The sequence below is a fragment of the Niastella sp. sgz303648 genome (assembly GCF_059587045.1).
This window is the reverse complement of record NZ_JCAPSW010000001.1, coordinates 564,558-583,924: the sequence shown is the minus strand read 5'-3', so window position 1 is coordinate 583,924 and position 19,367 is coordinate 564,558. Positions and strand designations below refer to the sequence as shown.

Sequence of the window (19,367 nt, the reverse complement as noted above, 5' to 3'; positions counted from 1 at the left end):
AGCCATCAATAAATGAAGTTTGGTCTCCCCGTACCGGCCCTGCAATTACACAAAATCCCCGTAAATTAGCTACAGCGATCAAACAAGGCAGTTACCGGCTCTGTTAAATAATTATTTTCTGTTATGCGAATGTGCTTCATGCTATTGCTTTTTTCTACAGTCCTGGGTGTTGACGCTCAGGTTCAGGTATACGGAACGGCAAAGAACTATAAAGACACTGTATTTTATATAATCGAAACAGGCGGCTTCCATAATTTTACCAGGGTTTGGCGTGACAATAGGGTTAAAGTAACAATTGGTAAAAATGGTCATTTTAAGGCTTCTGTTCCTGAAGAGGCCATTGGTGCCTGGTACATTTCAACAGGAAAGGACGATATCCAGGTATTTGACCTGGTAAAAGGTGATAAATTGGAGTTGATGGCAGATTTTTCAAAGGAATATCCGCTACAGGCCTTTGGAAAAGGTGCAGTTGATTTTAATTATTCCATCTTTATCAATGAGCGGATCCACCAATACTGGCAAAAGGAGAATTACCGACAAAAGATCAGGCTAAAAAACATCGATTCTGTGCTGGTCTATCGGAAGGCGTTTTCGAATTTTAAAATGAAATTATTAGATGAATACAGGCGTGCTCATGCCATGTCTGATGTTTATTACAGGTGGCTTAGCTCTAAATATACGTATGAGCCTTTTGAAAGAATGGTAGTTGAAAATATAAGAAAGGACTCTTTCGATGAATCTACCGTATCGAAAATTATGGAAAAAGGCATCGATGATGAATACGCAGCGCTGCATACGACCGAGTATAATGACCTGATCGATTTCTATGTCGGATTTTATATTAACAGGAACAGCAATAGGGAGATGACACTGAGTGATCGGTTTGCGGTTGTGACAGATGGTAACATTCTTAATGGAAGTACAAGGGATGTTTATTTATCCAGATTTCTTGCGTGGATGATCAAAATGCCGGATAGCATTTATAATCCGTTGTTTAGTAAATATGACAAAATTGTTCATAATGAGAACATGAAGCAATCTGTAATCAGCCGGCGGAATGATTATGCAAGTCACGTCCAGTCTTCGGCGCTTAATGTTAACAGCGGCGCTGGTTCACTTAGTGAGATATTTAGGAAATATAAGGGCAAAGTTATCTATATTGATTTTTGGGCAAGCTGGTGTGTACCCTGCCGGGCCGAAATGCCCAATGCTTCCGTATTAAAAAAGAATCTTAAAGGGAAGGATATTGTATTTCTTTATTTCGGTTATAATGATAAAGAAAAGGCATGGTTAAAAGCCCGTGAGCAATTAAGCGTGGAAGGCGAACATTATTTATTAAATGAAACGATGACGAAAGAGGCGGATGTGTTGTTTGGAATCAATGGCATACCGCATTATGCTATCATTGACAAGAATGGTGACATTGTTAACAAGCGAGCGGACCGTCCAGGTGATGTTTACACACAGTTGCTTATTCTTTCACAGAAATGAAGGGGCGCGTTTTTGCGTCGGTTCCTTCATGACTGATCTTAAATAGATAATAAACCATATATGCACCTTCAGGTTTAAACGTTCTGATTAACATTTATCAATGTCTAATCAGGAATGATTATGAACATTTCCTTCTCCGATCAGGTAATCTCATTTTTTTTCCATCGTTCTACCCCAACAGGCTAAAAATAATTTCAATATTTTTTGAAGAAAAGCGTCACTGCACTATTTGTGCACCGGGTGTAAATATATTCGATACAATATTCCTAGTGCGCTTAAAGGAAATAGAAACCTTATTGATTAATTAAACATGGTAAAGAATATTCAAATACTCCAGAAGCTGGATTATCTGATACGTTATAAAAAAACCGGATCCCCCAAAGAATTAGCTAAAAAATTCAGAGTTTCTGAAAAATGTATTCGCACCCATATCAATACATTAAGGCAATTAGGAGCACCCATCTACTTCGATAGAAAAAGGGAAAGTTATTGCTATAGTATTGAGGGATTCTTTTCCTTTACATTTACGAATAATGAGAATAACGTAACATAAGCACGATGTTATAAAGTAGCAATATTGAATAAGCTTATCTTCAAGTACTGACTAGTTTCATGGTTTAGGTTTGCAAACATCTATATCAAAAGAAAAATAAAAATGAAAGCATGGCATTTCATTATATTTCTCTCAAAATTAATTCACTACCGAAGGGGGGTGATAGTTCCATGATATACAAACAAAAAAGCCCTTGAAAACCAAGGGCTCATAAAATGTGGGAGTTGACGGGATCGAACCGCCGACCCTCTGCTTGTAAGGCAGATGCTCTAAACCAGCTGAGCTAAACTCCCTTTTTATTTCAATTAGTCTTCTTCTAACCTGTTGAGACTAACCCGTTTGTGATTGGGAGTGCAAAGATAAGGGTTGATTAATTACACGCAAATTTTTTTCGCTTTTCCGGCCATTTTTTTTCAAATTTTTTCAAAATCGGCTTTCCCGCTCCTCCCGTTTGACCCTTTAACCCTCTTTTTTACGTGGTGATGCCAGCAGGAAGGAAAAAATTGCCCTGTATTGGCCGGCGGATTTAAAAGAACGGCAGTCATAGTCCCTTATATATATTCTTTACCGAAAGTAACCGGCGTTGTAACCGGTAAGCCAGCATTAAAAAATCTGCGATATCGAAGAATTAATTGCTCCCAATATGCCCCTGCGAAAAAAAGCGATCATGTATAGATGCAGTCTTCACGTTGATTGTAAATTCACATCTAAATAAATTTTTAGATCACAGTTTTCAGCCTTAAATTTAAAAGACGATTGTATTGCCATTGAATTGAACCAAAACTTTGCATTATGGCAATACGGGTAGCCGTACGGCACAAAACTATTTACAGTTACGACAGGCTGGTTTCTTTATCTCCCCATATATTTCGTTTGCGGCCTGCAGTACATTCCCGTACTGCCATTGAAGCCTACTCATTTAAGCTGAAGCCTTCAACGCATTTTATTAACTGGCAACAGGATCCTTTTGGTAACTACCAGGCAAGGGTGGTATTTCCTGAAAAAACGAAGGCAATGGAAATTGAGGTGGAAGTGATCGCCAGGCTGCAGGTTATTAATCCTTTTGATTTTTTTGTAGAAGAATATGCAGGGCATTATCCATTTTCTTATTCATCAGTACTTTCAAAAGAGCTGGCTCCTTATCTGGAACATAAAAATGATAGCCCGTTATTAAAACAATGGGTTGAGCAGCATATTGATAATAATAAGAAAACACCGATCGTTGATTTTCTCGTTGCGCTTAACCGGCAATTGAATAAAGACATTGCTTATACTATACGAATGGAGGCCGGTGTGCAAACGCCCGATGAAACACTTACCAGGGCATTGGGCTCCTGCAGAGACTCGGCCTGGCTGCTGGTGCATATATTACGCCATGCAGGGTTAGCCGCCCGTTTTGTATCGGGTTACCTGGTGCAATTAAAAGCAGATGAAAAATCATTAGATGGCCCTTCGGGTCCTGAAGCAGATTTCACCGATCTGCATGCATGGACAGAAGTGTATATACCCGGCGCCGGCTGGATTGGCCTGGATCCCACATCGGGGTTGTTTGCCGGTGAAGGACATATTCCGCTTGCATGCACGGCAGATTATGCAAGCGCCGCACCGGTTGTTGGTGCAATGGAAAAATGTGAGGTAAGTTTTTCATTTGAGAACACGGTTACCCGTATATATGAAGATCCGCGGGTTACCAAACCATTTTCTGAAGAACAGTGGGCGGCCGTTAATGCCGTCGGTTACCAGGTAGATAATGACCTTGAGTTGGGCGATGTGCGACTCACAATGGGGGGCGAGCCTACTTTTGTTTCTATCGACGATATGGAATCACCGCAGTGGAATACAGCGGCGGATGGTTATGAAAAAAGAATTTTGAGTCACGACCTCATATTTCGTTTACGTGAAAAATTCGGCCCTGGTGGTTTAATTCATTACGGTCAGGGAAAATGGTATCCCGGTGAACCTTTACCGCGCTGGCAATATGGTTTATTCTGGCGAAAGGATGGCTACCCGGTGTGGAGAAATATTAACCTGATTGCACATGAAAAAATAAAACAAAACCTTACTTACAAAGATGCTGAGGCATTTATAAAAGAACTATCAAAATGTCTTGCAGTTAGCCCCGAAAATGTAAGCGAGGCTTATGAAGATGTGTTTTATTATTTATGGACAGAAGGAAAAAATCCTGTGAATGTTGATCCGCTCAAGGCTAACCTGAAAGACGCGCCGGAAAGAAGAACACTGGCGCAATTGCTTAACCAGGGCATCGGCGATCCTGTTGGTTTTGTACTACCTCTTCAATGGAATTACTGGAATAATAAATGGTTTAGCTGTAAATGGGTGTTCAACCGGGAGCATCTTTTTTTAATACCCGGCAATTCGCCCATTGGTCTTCGCCTGCCATTAAACTCATTACCGGTAATGGCCAAATCGAAAATGCCCCAGCCCGTAGAACGCAGTTTGTTTGAAGAATTGCCTGCACTGGATTTTTTTCACGATACCATCACCGAACGGTACGGAACCATTACAATGCACGAAGAACCGCCACAGCGTATCATGCACCAGGTAGCTGAACCAACTGCTGAGGAACGTGAAAAGAAAACACCTGTTAAAAAAGAAGAACTGCCGGAACCTGAACAGGAAATTACGTTTGAAGTAACCACTATCAAAACAGCATTGAGTGCCGAAATACGGAATGGCGTTTTATATATTTTTATTCCGCCCATGCAATACCTCGAGCATTATCTCGATGTAATGGCCTCGATTGAAGCTACTGCCGCCAAACTGCAAATACCGGTACGTATTGAAGGGTATGAACCACCCCGCGATAATCGCCTCGAAAGACTGGTAGTGTCGCCCGATCCGGGTGTGATAGAAGTAAACATACATCCGGCCAAAAGCTGGACAGAACTTGTTTATAACACCGATGTATTATACGAACAGGCCCGCCTTTCAAGATTAGGTACTGAAAAATTTATGCTCGATGGAAGGCATACCGGAACCGGAGGCGGTAACCATATTACCATTGGCGGATCATCACCTGCCAACAGTCCTTTACTGAGAAGGCCCGATCTGCTGCGCAGTTTGATTACTTTCTGGCAACATCATCCTGCTTTGTCGTATTTATTTTCCGGAGCTTTTATTGGCCCTACCAGCCAGGCGCCACGGATAGATGAAGGGCTTGAAGATAATTTATATGAAATGGAGATCGCTTTCAGTCAGGTACCTGAGAAAGGCTTCATTCCCTTCTGGATAACCGACAGAATATTCCGTCATTTGCTCACAGATATTACAGGCAACACACACCGCTCGGAATTTTGTATCGACAAATTATATTCACCTGATTCATCTTCGGGCAGGCTGGGCATTCTTGAGTTTCGTGGTTTTGATATGCCGCCTCACAAACACATGAGCCTTGTACAATCATTGCTTATCAGGGCCCTGATCGCTGCGTTCTGGAAAAAACCATATAAACACAAACTGGTAAGGTGGGGAACTGCTTTGTATGATAAATACCTGTTGCCGCATTTTGTAAAACAGGATATGTCGGATGTGGTGGAGTATTTAAATAATGCAGGCTATTTATTTGATCTCAATTGGTTCAATTCATTTTTTGAATTCCGTTTTCCGCATTATGGTTCTGTAACTATCAGGGATATTGAAATGGAGCTGCACATGGGCATAGAACCCTGGCATGTGCTGGGCGAAGAAATGTCTAATTCCGGAACCGCCCGGTTTGTTGATTCTTCTCTTGAAAGAGTACAGGTAAAACTGAAAGGGATGGTCGATAACCGGCATATATTGTTATGTAACGGCAGTGTTGTACCATTAACGGCTACACCGGTAAAAGGAGAATTTGTATGTGGTATCCGCTATCGTGCCTGGCAACCGCCCAGCGCCCTGCATCCTACCATTGGAGTAGATACACCTTTAACTTTTGATATTGTTGATACCTGGAATGGCCGTTCTATCGGCGGGTGTACGTATTATGTGTCTCATCCCGGTGGCAGAAGTTATGATACGTTTCCTGTAAACAGTTTTGAAGCAGAATCGCGTCGCAGCAACCGGTTTGGAAATACGAGCCACACACAGGGACTGCAATTCGTGAAGCAGAATTTATCAGTTGTACAGCATTACATACGGCAAAACCGGCAGCCGTTCATATATGATGCGCCGGTACCGGATATCAATGCTGAATTTCCCTGCACACTCGATCTGCGGAAAAAGAAAAATTTTATGTGGTAATCCGTTTCATATCAACCGAAACTATCAGTTGGTGCTGATCGCTGCTCATAATAACGCCGCGTAATGGAACGATATCAAAATAGTTTCGTCCGCAGCCAATGACTACATATTGTTCATCGGGAATTTTATTATTGGTGGGATCAAAATCTACCCAACCCATTTCGGGTATATACACCGAAAACCAGGCATGGGAGGCATCCGTGCCTGTTAGTTTTTCTTTTCCGGGCGGAGGAACGGTTTCGAGGTATCCACTGATGTATTTAGCGGCCAGCCCCATTGATTGCAAACATGCAATTCCAAGATGCGCAAAATCCTGGCATACTCCTTTTCTTTCTTTCATGACCACCGACAGGGGAGTGGATACCGTAGTGAAGCCGGGTGTGTATGTAAAATCGGTATAAATACGCCGCATCAGGTCTGAAGCCGCGTCAAACAACGGGCGTTGCGGTGTAAACGATTGTGAAGCATATTGTTTTATGTCGGCCCCCGGGAAGGTCATATCTGCAGGAATGGCGTACTGTTTTTCGGAAATATATTCTCCTGCTGATGACCTGAGCAGGTCGCGAACGCTTTCCCAGCTTTGCACGCCCGGCATTTTCCATTCGGGCATTCGTTTTTCTACAATCGATGTGGCGGTTACAGATAACATTTCATGTTCCTGTTCTACCACAAAATAGAAAACCTTATTGCCAAAAAAATCATAGTATTCATCAATGACCTCGGCTACAGGCGATATATCGAGCCGGAAGGAACGGCAGGTTTGATGCGCCATATTGCCCGGCGCCAGCATGGCAAGGTTATGGCACAGCGGTACTGTTTCATGATAAATGTAAGTGGTGGTATGTTTAACGCTGTATAACATGAAAGAAATTATAAAAGCCTTGTAACGAATAACTGTTGTTGCGAAAGGGTATGTTTGAAATAGATTTTTGAAATAACGGCATTTGTTTCAAGCAATAATTCGTTGAGCCTTGTAAGCAGGTTTTTTAAATTAAGATATTCCTGACTGTTATTTTCAAACTTACATAATGCCAGGCCATCTGAAAGATGTAAAAGTGTATGGGCTTCGAGCATCAGCCGTTCAGGCTCGCTCAATGTTTGGGTTTTTCCCTGTTTGGGCAAGGTTGATACGTGCTGCCTGATTTTATCTATAAGGTAAGCCAGCGATTTGGGATAGCTCATGTCGAGCATCAGCAGTTCCAGTACCAGGGGCAGATGCAGATGATCTCTGAACGTGTAACGATAGGTAACCATGCTTTGGGTGGCTGTAAGCACGGCTTCGAGTAACTCGTACTCGGTTTGTGCTTCCTGTTTTTTATCCAGCACCTGTTGCAGCAGCCGTATAATAAACAGCGTTTGTTCAAATTTTCTTCCCAGGTCAAGTATCGTCCATTCCTGTTCACGCCGGGCGCTTTCGCGGTTCATACCCAAAAAAGCAAACATAGAGGTGTTCAGGTTATCTATATCACTGATCATCGACATAGGTTCGTGTTGCGACCTGGTTTTTGCTTTTTGCCATGTTTCTGCCATTTGCTCTACCACGCGCCAGGTATCTGTTGATAAAAAGCTGCGAATCGTATGAACTGATTTTTTAAACAATGACAGGTTTTGAGAAAGCCCCCCGGTTTTATCTTCAGCATATAAATTTTTTGAAAATTCTTCCCAGGGGTTATTGATACCATTTTCGTGCTGTTCGGTACTTTCGCCTCCCAAAAAGCCTGGATAGGAATACGTACAGTGCGTAAGCGCTTCGAGCAATAACTTTTTTGTAATTCCGGTTGCAATAAGTTGGGGTTGCTGGTTTTGAATTACGAATTGCATAACGGTTCGCAGCAACCGGGCGTTATTGATCAGCCTTTCGGTGTAGCGCCCCGCCCAGAAAAGGTTTTCGGCCGTATGGCTTGGCAAAGAACCCTTTTGTAATAAATTATAAGAGCCGCTCGTTTGCAATTGCAATTTTACAGGTTGCACATGATCTTCGCCCGATGATATCACCCAGGTATCTTTACTGATGCCACCGGTTTGATTGGAGATGATGAAGCTGTTTTTGGCATTGCTGGTTCGGGTAAGTCCGCCGGGCATGGCAATAAAACTATCATCTTTTTTTACCAGGAAACTCCTGATCAGGGAATGTCCGGATTCTATATTTCCACTTACCCAGGAAGGCGTTGATGAAAAATTGATTTTTTCCTGCCCGGTATATAAATGCGGATTCGCTTTAATTTCTCTGATCAGCCCGGCTGCATTAGCCGAAGAAAGGGAAGCCCCGTCGATAGCAGAGCGGGTGCCTGCCGTTTTACGGAAAATGCGGCGAATAACGAGGTTGGGCAGGTTGTCTATTACATACTGCATCTCTTTGGGTTGTCCGCACCACCAGGTAGCAATAGACGGGATGATTAAATCTTCACTGAGCAGGTGGCGTGCGGCGAGGTGAAGAAAAGGCACCAGCCCGGTGTTTTCGATAATACTGCTGCCAAGCGGATTGGCAATAGATACATTTCCTTTTCGAACTACCTGCAGCAAACCAGGTATGCCCAACACCGAATCGCTTTTTAATTCAAGCGGATCGCAGTACACATCATCCATCCTTCGCAGTATTACATCTACCTTTTCGAGGCCTTCAATGGTTTTCAGCCATACAAAATTATCTTTTACCATCAGGTCGTTTCCCTGTACCAGGGTAATACCGAGGTACCCTGAGAGGTAAGAGTGCTCAAAATAAGTTTCATTTTCGGGGCCAGGTGTAAGAATGACAATTCTTGGCGTTTCGTTAGTATGAGGCGCAATGCTGTTCAATGCCTGTTGCATGGAATCGAAAAAAGGCGACAGTCGCCGTACCTGCAGGTTGGAAAATAGTTCGGGTAAAACACCCGACATGGCAAAGCGGTTCTCCAGAGCATATCCATAACCAGAAGGCGCCTGTGTTCTGTCGCTGATAATCCATAACCGGCCATCTGCGCCCCGGCCCATATCTGCCGCGTATAAAACAAGGTGTTGTTGTGCCGGTAAACTGATGTTCACACAGGACCGTAAAAATCCCGGGTGCATATAAATTAATTCCTGTGGTATAATCCCTTCTTTGATCAGTGTTTGCCGGCCATAAATATCTTTCAGCAAGAGATTAAAAAGCATGGCCCGCTGCACCAGTCCTTTGTTTATAACAGCCCATTCCCTGGCCGGTATTAATTGAGGGATAGGATCCAGCTCCCAGGGGCGGGTTTCACCCGAAGGATCGTTATAAATATTATAAGCCACCCCGTTTTCCTTCAGCAACCGTAAAATATCGTTGGTGCGGTTTTGTATTTCGTTATGCCCAAGGCTTTGCAGCGATGAAAAAAAGCTCATCCAGTCTGCTCTTACTTTTCCCTGTTCGGTATAAAGCTCATTGTATGAATTGAATGCAGGAATATATTGCTGTAAAAATTCATGTACAGAATGTTGACCGGGCATATTAATTTTCTCAGCTTTTGATGCCTAAAAATAGCGAATTATAAGCAATACGGGGTTTTTGGGGCAATCCAAAATAAACGTACTATTTTAAGAAAGCCTGCACATTATTACACATGCAGGCTTTTTAATTATCATCCGTTATACATTTCGCTGTTAAGCAACTGCCAGTCTTTTACCTGATCGGGTTTAATCAGTAATAATAAATCCTGTTCCGGCGGTGGAAATTCAGCTGGTATTTTTTGAATGCTGTTGCCATCGTAAACTATGTATAGGCATTGGTGCGACCAGTTTATGCCGGGTTCGATGTCAACGAACAACAGTGCCGAAGCTTGTTCAGCCGAAATTACCTTTCTGCTCATATTATAACTCCGGCCGGGTTGTAATAATTCTTTATATACATATACAACCGCCTGTTGCCTGGTATTGTCATCAATACCGGTGTTAACTAATTCAATCAATGCGCTGCGCGATGGCATATTGTTCATACTGCAAAGTTATTTAACCGGCTCGCCTTCGAGTAATTGTTCTACCTGTTTTTCGTATTCTTTTTCTAAAGAGGCCAGTGAAGCTTTTGTTTTTTCGTCGAGGCGATCTAAGCTGGGTTCAATCCTTGATAATACCTTATGTATAACTTCGGGATCGGGATCGGGCCAGTGTTTCTTAATGATCGATTCGATGCTGATGAGCTGAATGGGCGGGAAGTAAAAATAATTCGCTCCCAGCCAGCACGAACGGCCATTGTTTGCAAAACTAAATACGGGCGTATCGTACGGATCGTGTATGGCATTGGCATAATCAAATGCTTCTTTGGCCGATATTCGTCCGTTACCATTGCTGTCGGGGTTAAATGCCAACGGATGGCCATAGGGGTCATGACCCATCATAGCCGAGATCCAGTCTCTTGCAAACGGATCAAAGTCGGCCCCACCGATAGAATTGTTTAATTCTTCACAGGCCGAAGCAATGCTGGTATTGGATGCGGTGCTCTTTGATATTACCGCATTATTAAAACCGCCGCTATGGCATTGTTCCATCATTATCATTAAGCAATTATAGGCTGGTAACTCAGCCAGTTTATCGGTGAACTCTTTTACACCCAAACTGTCGTAATTGGGATAACAGCAAATATCACTTTCAATACCATTGTGTCCGCCATGGTTGTTGGTATGAATAAACAACATGTCGTTCGATTTCAGTTTGGGTTTCAAACTGTCGATCGCTGCCAGCAGCTGTGCTTTTGTTCCGGCCCCATGTACGGGCATGGTATAAGCGCTTCCGTTTCCGGGCCAGGCGGTCACCGGTTTCGGACCTCCGTTGTAGCTCAACGTGCCGTCGTAATTCAGTACTTTAATATTGGCAGGACTAAAACCATATACATGAATAAGCATGCGGTAAGCAAATTCAAGGTCATTGGTGTGGCGGTTATTGCTCATGCCCGAGAATAAAATGGCATACCTGTTACCTCTGAATCGAAATTTCAATGGTGGATAAATGTAAATCGGGTACATTTTCGAAGGCGCATGCAATACCGGTTCGTGAAATGCATAAAATGAAGCAGGTGTTTCACTTTCCCGTGCATAGGGAGGAAAATGAGCGTGTATTTCCTGGTACAGTTCGCCTGTTTTGGCATCGTGCAATAAATAACGGCATGGATGCGCCCAGTTGCGTAACGGTGCATCGTCGGCAAATGCCATAATGGTAGGGCGTGTAAAATGCAATTGCTGGCGGGGAATAGGAATAGGGGTTCTTTCGCCGAAAATTTCTTCCTGTACGTAAAAGTTGGAAGTTTTCAGATAGCTGCTGTTGTTTGTTAAGATCGATTGTTTGATCCCTGAAATAACCTGTTCAGCACCTCTGTTTGAACCATTTGTTGCCATAATTAAATTTTTTATAGGTTGAGTGATAGAACTAAAATTCTGTTGGGTATAGAAAATAACCCTTACAGCAAAAGAGTAATTGCTCATTTACTGAAGTATGATAACCTGTTCATTGAATTTTAATAGAATACTGAACGCTTCAAGGGGTAATGTGCCTGTAGTGTTTAGGTGGGGTACCTGATTGTGGCTTTACCAATCTGCTTAACGGTGTAGTGTTAATATGAAGTATCAATAACGAACATAAAAGTAATGTGAAATTATGCTTGGACCAATACCATGATCGTGGTATTTATATACATAATATATATCGTTGTATGACACTATTTGTTTAACGATTTAAGGTGTTAATGTAACGCTAACTAAACGGCGTGTGTTGCCGATGACTACTTGTTTGGGAAACATACCATATACGGTAAAAAATTTACCACATAAGAAAAAAGTTCGGTGATATATATACGAAAGCTACAGATTTTGCCAATATCGGAATGTTTTTTCCGGAATGCAAAAATGCTGAATCTATAATTTGCCTAAATTGGCCATCCCTGTATATAAAACCATTTCCATTAACATTTTACTGTTTTACTTTTTGTGAAACCATAAATTAAACCTTATGTTCTGGGATTTTGATATTCATGAAAACGATCAACTGGTGTTTAAAGAAAGCCGGCGACAAATCAATAACGGTCATAGTGGCATTGTTCATGAACTGGCAACGGCAGATGGGATATGCCTCAGATACTGCAATATAACCTCAAGTGAACCGGGGACAGTGGTTTTTAAAAATCCCCGGCCTTATATACAACTCAGCTATACCATCAGCGGTCATAAAACTTACCTCGTAAATAATGGAGGGTACCTGTTGGCTTCGTTTAAAAACCAGGAATATAACTACCTGTATCTTGCTTCGGAACAAATTCAGCTAAACTGGGAACCGGGCGAAAAGATTGAGAGTTTTGAACTAAGTATTAACCCTGAGTTGATGTTGCCATTTTTGCCCACAGAAAATCCTTTACTGAAAAGATTGCATGAAGGCATGCAGGAAGGTGAATCGGTGATCATGAGTGACTCGAATTTTTTTCTGCGATCAAAAAGCCGGAATATTTTGTACGACATGTTGCATTGTCCGCTCGAAGGCCGATACAAAGAACTGTATATTAAAAGTAAGATAGGCGAGTTGCTGGCGCTGGAGCTTGAACCATACGGCCAGCAGGTGAAAGTTAATAATAGCGATGTTTCCAAAATACCAAAGCCAAAGCAGAGTGATATTGATAAAATGCATCAGGTAAAAGATATTATTCTTTCCAACTTACAAAAACCCTGCTCCTTAATTGACCTTGCTCACCAGGTTGGTACGAACGATACTTACCTGAAACGGTATTTTAAAGAAGTTTTCGGCACTACCGTATATGGTTTTTTACAGGATACAAAAATGGATATGGCTAAAAAGAAACTAATGGAAGGACATAATGTTTCTGAAACAGCCTTCTTAATGGGCTATAAAAATGCCGGTCATTTTACACGGGCGTTTAAAAAATATTTTGGCTTCAGTCCTAACCAGGTACGGTAAATTATGTTTCTGGTTTGTGCCCGCCCGGATGACCCGGTCGGACGGGGTTTGTGGTTGCGGCCGCGTTTTGGACATTCTTAGTAAGTCAAACACCTGAACAGTTTAACAGATCCAATACTACAAGGCGAGATTCACCGAAAGAACCACAAACTACAAACAGAAAAACATTTACCGTATGTGGTATGGTTTTCTCCGTTCGGGATTGTAAAAAGTAAAGAAGTTTGCAAATAACAGGTATCGTTAGTAATTCGTTGCTCAATACTTTTTATTTGAAAACCTTATTTACATAGTAATGGAAGCTCAATTTTTAATTTCAGCTCTTAATGCAGAAGAAAGAACAGGACACATGCTGCAACCGCCGCTGGCGCCCCCGATTGTTACTGTTACTGCCGATGAAAGGCAGCAATTAATGCACACCGCTAAATTGTTACAAAAAAAATATGGCAGTTACGAAAATGCAGAATATATATCGGCGCTTCATTTAAACGCCTATAAAGTACTGCCCGAACGCATAGCCGCAATATTAAGTAAACTGGGAACTGATTTTTCGGCCCGTCAATACGGGGCCATTGTATTTAAAGGTCTCGTTGCTGTTGATCAGGATGCCCTGGGCCCCACACCGCCATCGTGGCGCGAGATGGACAATAGCCGGTTGCTTTTATATGGTTTTATTTCATCGCTGCTGCATGGTGCGGTGCCTTCAAAACCTGTTCAATATTTTGCACAGCGAAAAGGCGGGGGATTGATTCATGCCATTATTCCCGATAATAATATGGCGTGGTCGCAAACCGGCTCCGGTTCCAAAACCGAATTGTTTGTGCATACCGAAGATGCTTTTCTGTTCAATGCGGCTGATTTTCTAAGCTTTTTATACCTGCGAAATGAAGAGCAGGTGCCTTCTATGTTATACTCTATACGTTCACATGGCAATCCTGATCCGGTATTGAAGCCTTTGTTTCAGCATATATATAAATGTCCAAAAGATGCCAACTACAAAACTGATGAAGCTGCCGGTGAAGGCATCACAACATCTGTTTTATATGGCAATGCCGAAGCGCCGTTCATACGGTTCGATGCTGCTGAACAAATATATAATGAGCAGGCGGGGCAAAGCGACGAGGCCATGAAAAATCTGAAAGCATTTTGGGAAGAAGCGCGGAACCTTATATACAACGATTTTATTCCCGATGCCGGTGATCTGATATTCGTTAATAATCATTTGTGCGCACATGGCCGTAATGCTTTCACGGCCGGTTTCAGAAACGAGAACGGTAAAATGGTTCCCTGCGAACGGCGGCTGATGCTGAGGATGATGAGTAAAACCAGCCTGATTCAAATACAATCTGTAGCCCATCCGCAAAATCCTTACCTCGTAATGGAAGAGCATTATGGGAAAGTGTATGAAGGGTGAATGGTCAATGGTGAATAAAACAAACTTCGTTAAATAGAAGATATGCAAAGTAGTGTAATGGAATCGCCTGCTTTTTTTAAGCAGCCTGATGGATATGCGCCTTTTTATCTGAGGCCATTGCAAATTGAAAACGACATTCCTATAATACATAACTGGGTAAACAGAAGCTATGCACGGTATTGGCAAATGCAAAATACCACGGTAGAAGAAGTAAGGGCCGCGTATATAACTATTATGGAAGCTAAACACTCGAAAGTGTTTATGGGTTTTTATGATGATAAACCTGCTTTTTTGCTTGAATGTTATTGGGTGATCAATGATCCTCTCGGTAATTACTATGATGCGCGGCCCGGCGATTATGGTTTTCATATTCTGGTGGCGCCGGCAGAAAAACCGATTCACAACTTCACATGGCAGGTGTTTACAGTTATAATAGATTTTATGTTGTCTGATCCGGCGGTCGAGAGGCTGGTTGTTGAGCCCGATGCAAGGAATGAAAAGATACATGCACTAAACCGTCGTGCCGGTTTCGAATATCAAAAAATAATTGAATTGCCCAATAAAACAGCCTGTCTGGCTTTTTGTACAAGGCAACAGTATGCGGCTTCCCGGCAAACAGCGCTCACCCCACCGGAATATGTATGCACGAAACAGATCAGCAACTTTGGCGTTTTGTCGTTTCGCCTGCTGCAAATTGATAAAGATATTCCGCTGATACACGAATGGGTGAATAAAGAATATGCCCGTTACTGGCAAATGCAAAATACGTCGGTTGAAGAGGTGAAAGCTGCTTACCTCACTATAATGCAAACAAAGCACTCCAACGTATTTATGGGTTTTTATAATGATCAGCCTGCCTTTTTATGGGAAAGCTATCGCGCCATGAACGATGTGATCGGCAATTACTATAGTGTGCAGGAAGGCGATTATGGCCTTCACCTGCTGGTAGCGCCTGTTGAAATACCCATACACAACTTCACCTGGCATATTCTTAAAATGATCATTGACTTTATGTTGCTCGACAATAAAGTGCAACGCCTGATCGTAGAGCCTGATGTGCGCAACGAAAAAATGCATGTGCTTACAAAACGCGTGGGGTTTGAATATCATCAAAAGATACAGCTGCCTCAGAAAATGGCCTGGCTGGCCTTTTGTACAAGGGAGCAATATTGTCAATGGTGAATGGTCAGTGGTGAATATTTCAAAAGTGCCGTTAGGCACCAAATGTCGGTAGAAAAGATTGCGGGTATTTATATCGTCCCGTAGGGACGTAACAATTTTTAAATAAATAATAATGAATAAGAACATAGATACAGTTGTTGATGATGTTGCAGTATCCGCTCCGGTTGCTGTTACCCATGTTGAAGGGCGGTACAAAGATATTTTTCACGAGGGTACGGCAGGTGAATATAACAAAGCCATTCTGGCGGCTCGCGATCTGGTTATTTCTTTTTTGCAAAAGAATAAACAACCCTTTAGCGGCATCAGTCCGGTACAGTTAAAAGATTTATTCAGCCGGATTGATTTTGATACGCCGCTTGATAACTACGAACAAATTTTTAACGAGGTGGAAGAATTGTATGTTAATCATGCTACCGCTTTTCACCTGCCGCATTATATCGCGCATTTGAATTGTCCGGTAGTAATTCCGGCGCTTGCTGCAGAGGTGCTGATCGCTGCTATTAATTCTTCGCAGGATACCTGGGACCAAAGTGCAGGCGGTACGCTGATGGAGCAACAACTAATTGCCTGGACCTGCCGTGAAATTGGTTTCGATAAAGAGGCTGATGGTGTGTTTACTGCCGGCGGATCGCAAAGCAACCTGATGGGATTGCTGCTGGCAAGGGATCATTATGCAACACAACACCTGCAGTATAATATAAAAAAGAACGGTTTGCCGCCGGTGGCTGCAAAGTTCCGGGTGTTTGTTTCTGAAATGTCGCATTTCAGTTTGCAGAACACCGTTTCACTGATGGGCCTTGGTGAACAGGCATTGATAAAAGTAAAGACCGATGATGCTTTCAGAATGGATGCTGAACTGCTTGAGCAGGCCATACAACAGGAAATTACACTTGGCAATATTCCGATTGCCGTGGTGGCCACCGCGGGTACAACCGATTTCGGCAGCATTGATCCGTTAACAGCTATTGGGCGTATAGCCGCCCGGTACAAGTTGTGGTATCATATTGATGCCGCTTACGGCTGTGGTTTGTTGCTTACGAATAAATACAGACACCAATTGAACGGTATTGAACTGGCTGATTCGGTAACCACCGATTACCACAAATCATTTTTTCAGCCGATCAGCAGCAGTTCGTTGCTGGTAAGGCATAGCCATTACCTTGATTTGATCACCCATCATGCCGATTACCTGAACCCGCAGGAAAACGACTTTGAAGGACTTAACCAGATCAATAAAACCATTACGCAAAGTACACGTCGCTTTGATGCATTGAAATTATGGTTCACGCTACGCCTGATGGGCAAAGAAAAACTGGGAGGCTATATGGAAACCATCATTGAAACAACTGCCCGGGCTGCAAACCTTATTGCCAATGACCCCGATATGGAATTGCTGAATTATTCCGATATCAGTGCATTGGTATTTCGCTATAATCCACGCAGCCTGCAACCTTTCAATATAGCCGATAAAATGAACCAGTATATCAAAAAAGAAATGTTTATGGAAGGAAAAGCCATTGTTGCCGGTACAAAGGTGAACAATGCTTTTTATCTGAAGTTTACGTTGCTTAATCCGCTTACTACTATACACGATATTCAGGATATTCTGGCTATCTGTAAACGGCACGGATCGGCTTATGTAAAACTATTGCGTACATCGGTAAACTGGTGAGCTCATCGCCACCACACAAACTAATTCTACAAAGAAAATTAAAACAGCATGGAACCCTCAATACATGTGTCGCCCGAACAATCAATAGCGCACCTGCAACCTGCAACATGGGAAAAAGTTAACCGGTTGCACCTGCGAAAAGTGATTGCCGAACTGGCGCACGAACTGGTAATTGTTCCCAAAGAATTGTATAACAAACAGGGGTGGGGGTACTACGTGTTGCCTGCCGATGACCCCACTGTAGAATACAGATTTCGGGCAAAGTTGTTGCAGCTCGATCATTGGTATATTGATACGGCATCAATAGAAAAACTGGTAAACAAAAATAGTCAGCCGCTTAGTTCGCTCAGCTTTATCATTGAATTCAAAAAAGCAATAGGCATCTCTGAAGAAGTATTGCCGGTATATCTCGAAGAGATCAACAGCACGCTATGTGGCAGTGCGTACATGCACACGTATAATACTACTACTGCAGCCAACCTTGCTGTAGCAAGCTATCAGCAAATTGAACATGCCATGATGGCTGGGCATCCCTGTTTTATTGCCAACAACGGCCGTATTGGTTTCGATGCGCACGATTATCCGGCATATGCACCGGAAGCGGCCGATCCGTTTACATTGATATGGATCGCAGCCCATAAAAGCAGAACAGACTACGCCGGGGTTACGGATCTTGCTTATGAAAAATTAATTCGTGAAGAACTGGATGAACAAACCATTGCTTTGTTTCATCAGGTGCTGAAAGATGTAGCAGTTGATATAGCCGATTATTATTTTCTGCCCATTCATCCCTGGCAGTGGTATAATAAAATTGCCAATCTGTTTGCAACGGATATTGCCACCAAACACCTGATTTTGCTTGGCCATAGCATAGACGAATACCAGCCGCAACAATCCATCCGCACGTTTTATAACATAACACATCCTCACAGGCGTTATGTGAAAACCGCATTATCGATACTGAACATGGGCTTTATGCGTGGCCTGCATGCCAGTTTTGTGCGTACGGCCCCTGCTATCAGCGAGTGGGCGAGTGCAGTGGTGAACAACGATGCCTGGCTGCAACAAAAAGGATTTGTGCTGTTGCAGGAAGTAGCTGCGGTGGGTTATACCAATCCGCAATATGCCAGTATTATTCGCGACGACAATTCTTCGTACAATGGTATGTTGTCGGCGCTCTGGCGCGAAAGTCCGGCCAATGTACTGAAACCCAAACAGCGTTTAATGACGATGGCTGCCCTGTTGCATGTTGATAGTTATGGCAATGCTTTGCTTCCTGAATTGATTAAAGTATCAGGATTAGCGACTACCGACTGGCTGCGTAAATACCTGAGCTGTTATTTAAGTCCGCTGTTGCATTGTTATTACTATCGCGATATGCGTTTTATGCCGCATGGCGAAAACCTGATTCTCATTCTTGAAAATCATATTCCGGTGGGTGCAATTTTAAAAGATATCGGGGAAGAGATAGCCGTGCTGAATAAAAACATTAGCCTGCCAGATAATGTGAAGCAGATTTATATGCCGGTACCCGATGAGTTGAAAATACTTTCCATTTTCACGCAGATATTTGATTGCTTTTTCCGCTTTTTGTCGAACATACTGGTTGAGCATGTTGCGTATGATGAAGAACAATTCTGGCAACTGGCCGCGGATTGTATTCTGGAATACCAGCAGGAATTTTCTCAGTTAAAAGAGAAGTTTAAACGGGTTGATCTTTTTATGCCGGAAATTATAAAAACCTGCTTGAACCGGTTACAGATACGAAACAACCGCAAAATGGTTGACCATATGTACAACCCGTTCAAAAGCCAGCAATTTGCAGGTACGTTAAAGAATCCAATGTATAAATATAAAGAGGCTGCGATAACGGAAGCTGTTCACAGTTAAATGACCCGCGAAAAGGCGGCGTGTGTTTGTGG

Annotated in this window: 12 protein-coding genes and 1 tRNA gene; 8 read left to right on the top strand and 5 right to left on the bottom strand. The window is 42.6% G+C overall.

All coding sequences use genetic code 11. The features are described from left to right. The first annotated feature begins 138 nt into the window (after nt 1-138). Nucleotides 139-1,491: a TlpA family protein disulfide reductase gene (locus tag AC59IL_RS02050; RefSeq protein WP_496550404.1), complete on the top strand. Its 1,353-nt coding sequence runs from the start codon at nt 139-141 to the stop codon at nt 1,489-1,491. A 310-nt stretch (nt 1,492-1,801) separates the two neighbouring features. After that, nucleotides 1,802-2,044 carry an HTH domain-containing protein gene (locus AC59IL_RS02045; protein ID WP_496550403.1) on the top strand — a complete coding sequence of 81 codons (243 nt, stop codon included), beginning with the start codon at nt 1,802-1,804 and terminating at the stop codon, nt 2,042-2,044. A gap of 218 nt (nt 2,045-2,262) precedes the next feature. Here the strand turns inward: AC59IL_RS02045 and AC59IL_RS02040 are convergent. After that, nucleotides 2,263-2,337 (bottom strand) — tRNA-Val (locus AC59IL_RS02040). A gap of 499 nt (nt 2,338-2,836) precedes the next feature. Between AC59IL_RS02040 and AC59IL_RS02035 the strand changes: the two genes are divergently transcribed. Further along, nucleotides 2,837-6,286 (top strand): transglutaminase family protein, encoded by a 3,450-nt coding sequence (locus AC59IL_RS02035; protein WP_496550402.1) that lies wholly within the window; start codon nt 2,837-2,839, stop codon nt 6,284-6,286. Here AC59IL_RS02035 and AC59IL_RS02030 read toward each other — a convergent pair. From AC59IL_RS02030 to AC59IL_RS02015, 4 genes are all read right to left on the bottom strand, one after another. Continuing rightward, entirely contained in the window at nt 6,276-7,148 is an 873-nt protein-coding gene (locus AC59IL_RS02030; protein WP_496550401.1) for a transglutaminase family protein, read from the bottom strand. The two genes, AC59IL_RS02035 and AC59IL_RS02030, sit on opposite strands and share 11 nt — an antisense overlap. A gap of 8 nt (nt 7,149-7,156) precedes the next feature. Further along, a complete protein-coding gene (locus tag AC59IL_RS02025) occupies nt 7,157-9,736 on the bottom strand; it encodes a circularly permuted type 2 ATP-grasp protein (RefSeq protein ID WP_496550400.1) in 2,580 nt (859 codons plus the stop codon). A 131-nt stretch (nt 9,737-9,867) separates the two neighbouring features. Next, entirely contained in the window at nt 9,868-10,221 is a 354-nt protein-coding gene (locus AC59IL_RS02020) for a hypothetical protein (RefSeq protein ID WP_496550399.1), read from the bottom strand. A 9-nt stretch (nt 10,222-10,230) separates the two neighbouring features. Beyond that, nucleotides 10,231-11,613, bottom strand: a complete 1,383-nt coding sequence (locus tag AC59IL_RS02015) for a C13 family peptidase (protein ID WP_496550398.1) — start codon at nt 11,611-11,613, stop codon at nt 10,231-10,233. A 610-nt stretch (nt 11,614-12,223) separates the two neighbouring features. On the opposite strand from AC59IL_RS02015, the gene AC59IL_RS02010 reads away from it, so the two are divergent. From AC59IL_RS02010 to AC59IL_RS01990, 5 genes are all read left to right on the top strand, one after another. Continuing rightward, on the top strand, nt 12,224-13,180 hold the full coding sequence (locus AC59IL_RS02010) for a helix-turn-helix domain-containing protein (protein ID WP_496550397.1): 957 nt from the start codon (nt 12,224-12,226) through the stop codon (nt 13,178-13,180). A gap of 292 nt (nt 13,181-13,472) precedes the next feature. Next, nucleotides 13,473-14,591, top strand: coding sequence for a Fe(II)-2OG oxygenase family protein (locus AC59IL_RS02005; RefSeq protein ID WP_496550396.1), 1,119 nt, complete (start codon nt 13,473-13,475; stop codon nt 14,589-14,591). Nucleotides 14,592-14,633: 42 nt separating this feature from the next. Continuing rightward, entirely contained in the window at nt 14,634-15,773 is a 1,140-nt protein-coding gene (locus AC59IL_RS02000) for a GNAT family N-acetyltransferase (RefSeq protein WP_496550395.1), read from the top strand. A gap of 112 nt (nt 15,774-15,885) precedes the next feature. After that, nucleotides 15,886-17,445, top strand: coding sequence for a pyridoxal phosphate-dependent decarboxylase family protein (locus AC59IL_RS01995; protein ID WP_496550394.1), 1,560 nt, complete (start codon nt 15,886-15,888; stop codon nt 17,443-17,445). Nucleotides 17,446-17,493: 48 nt separating this feature from the next. Next, the gene (locus tag AC59IL_RS01990) at nt 17,494-19,335 is read left to right on the top strand and encodes an IucA/IucC family protein (protein ID WP_496550393.1); all 1,842 of its coding nucleotides are present in this window, start codon (nt 17,494-17,496) and stop codon (nt 19,333-19,335) included. Nucleotides 19,336-19,367: the final 32 nt, after the last annotated feature.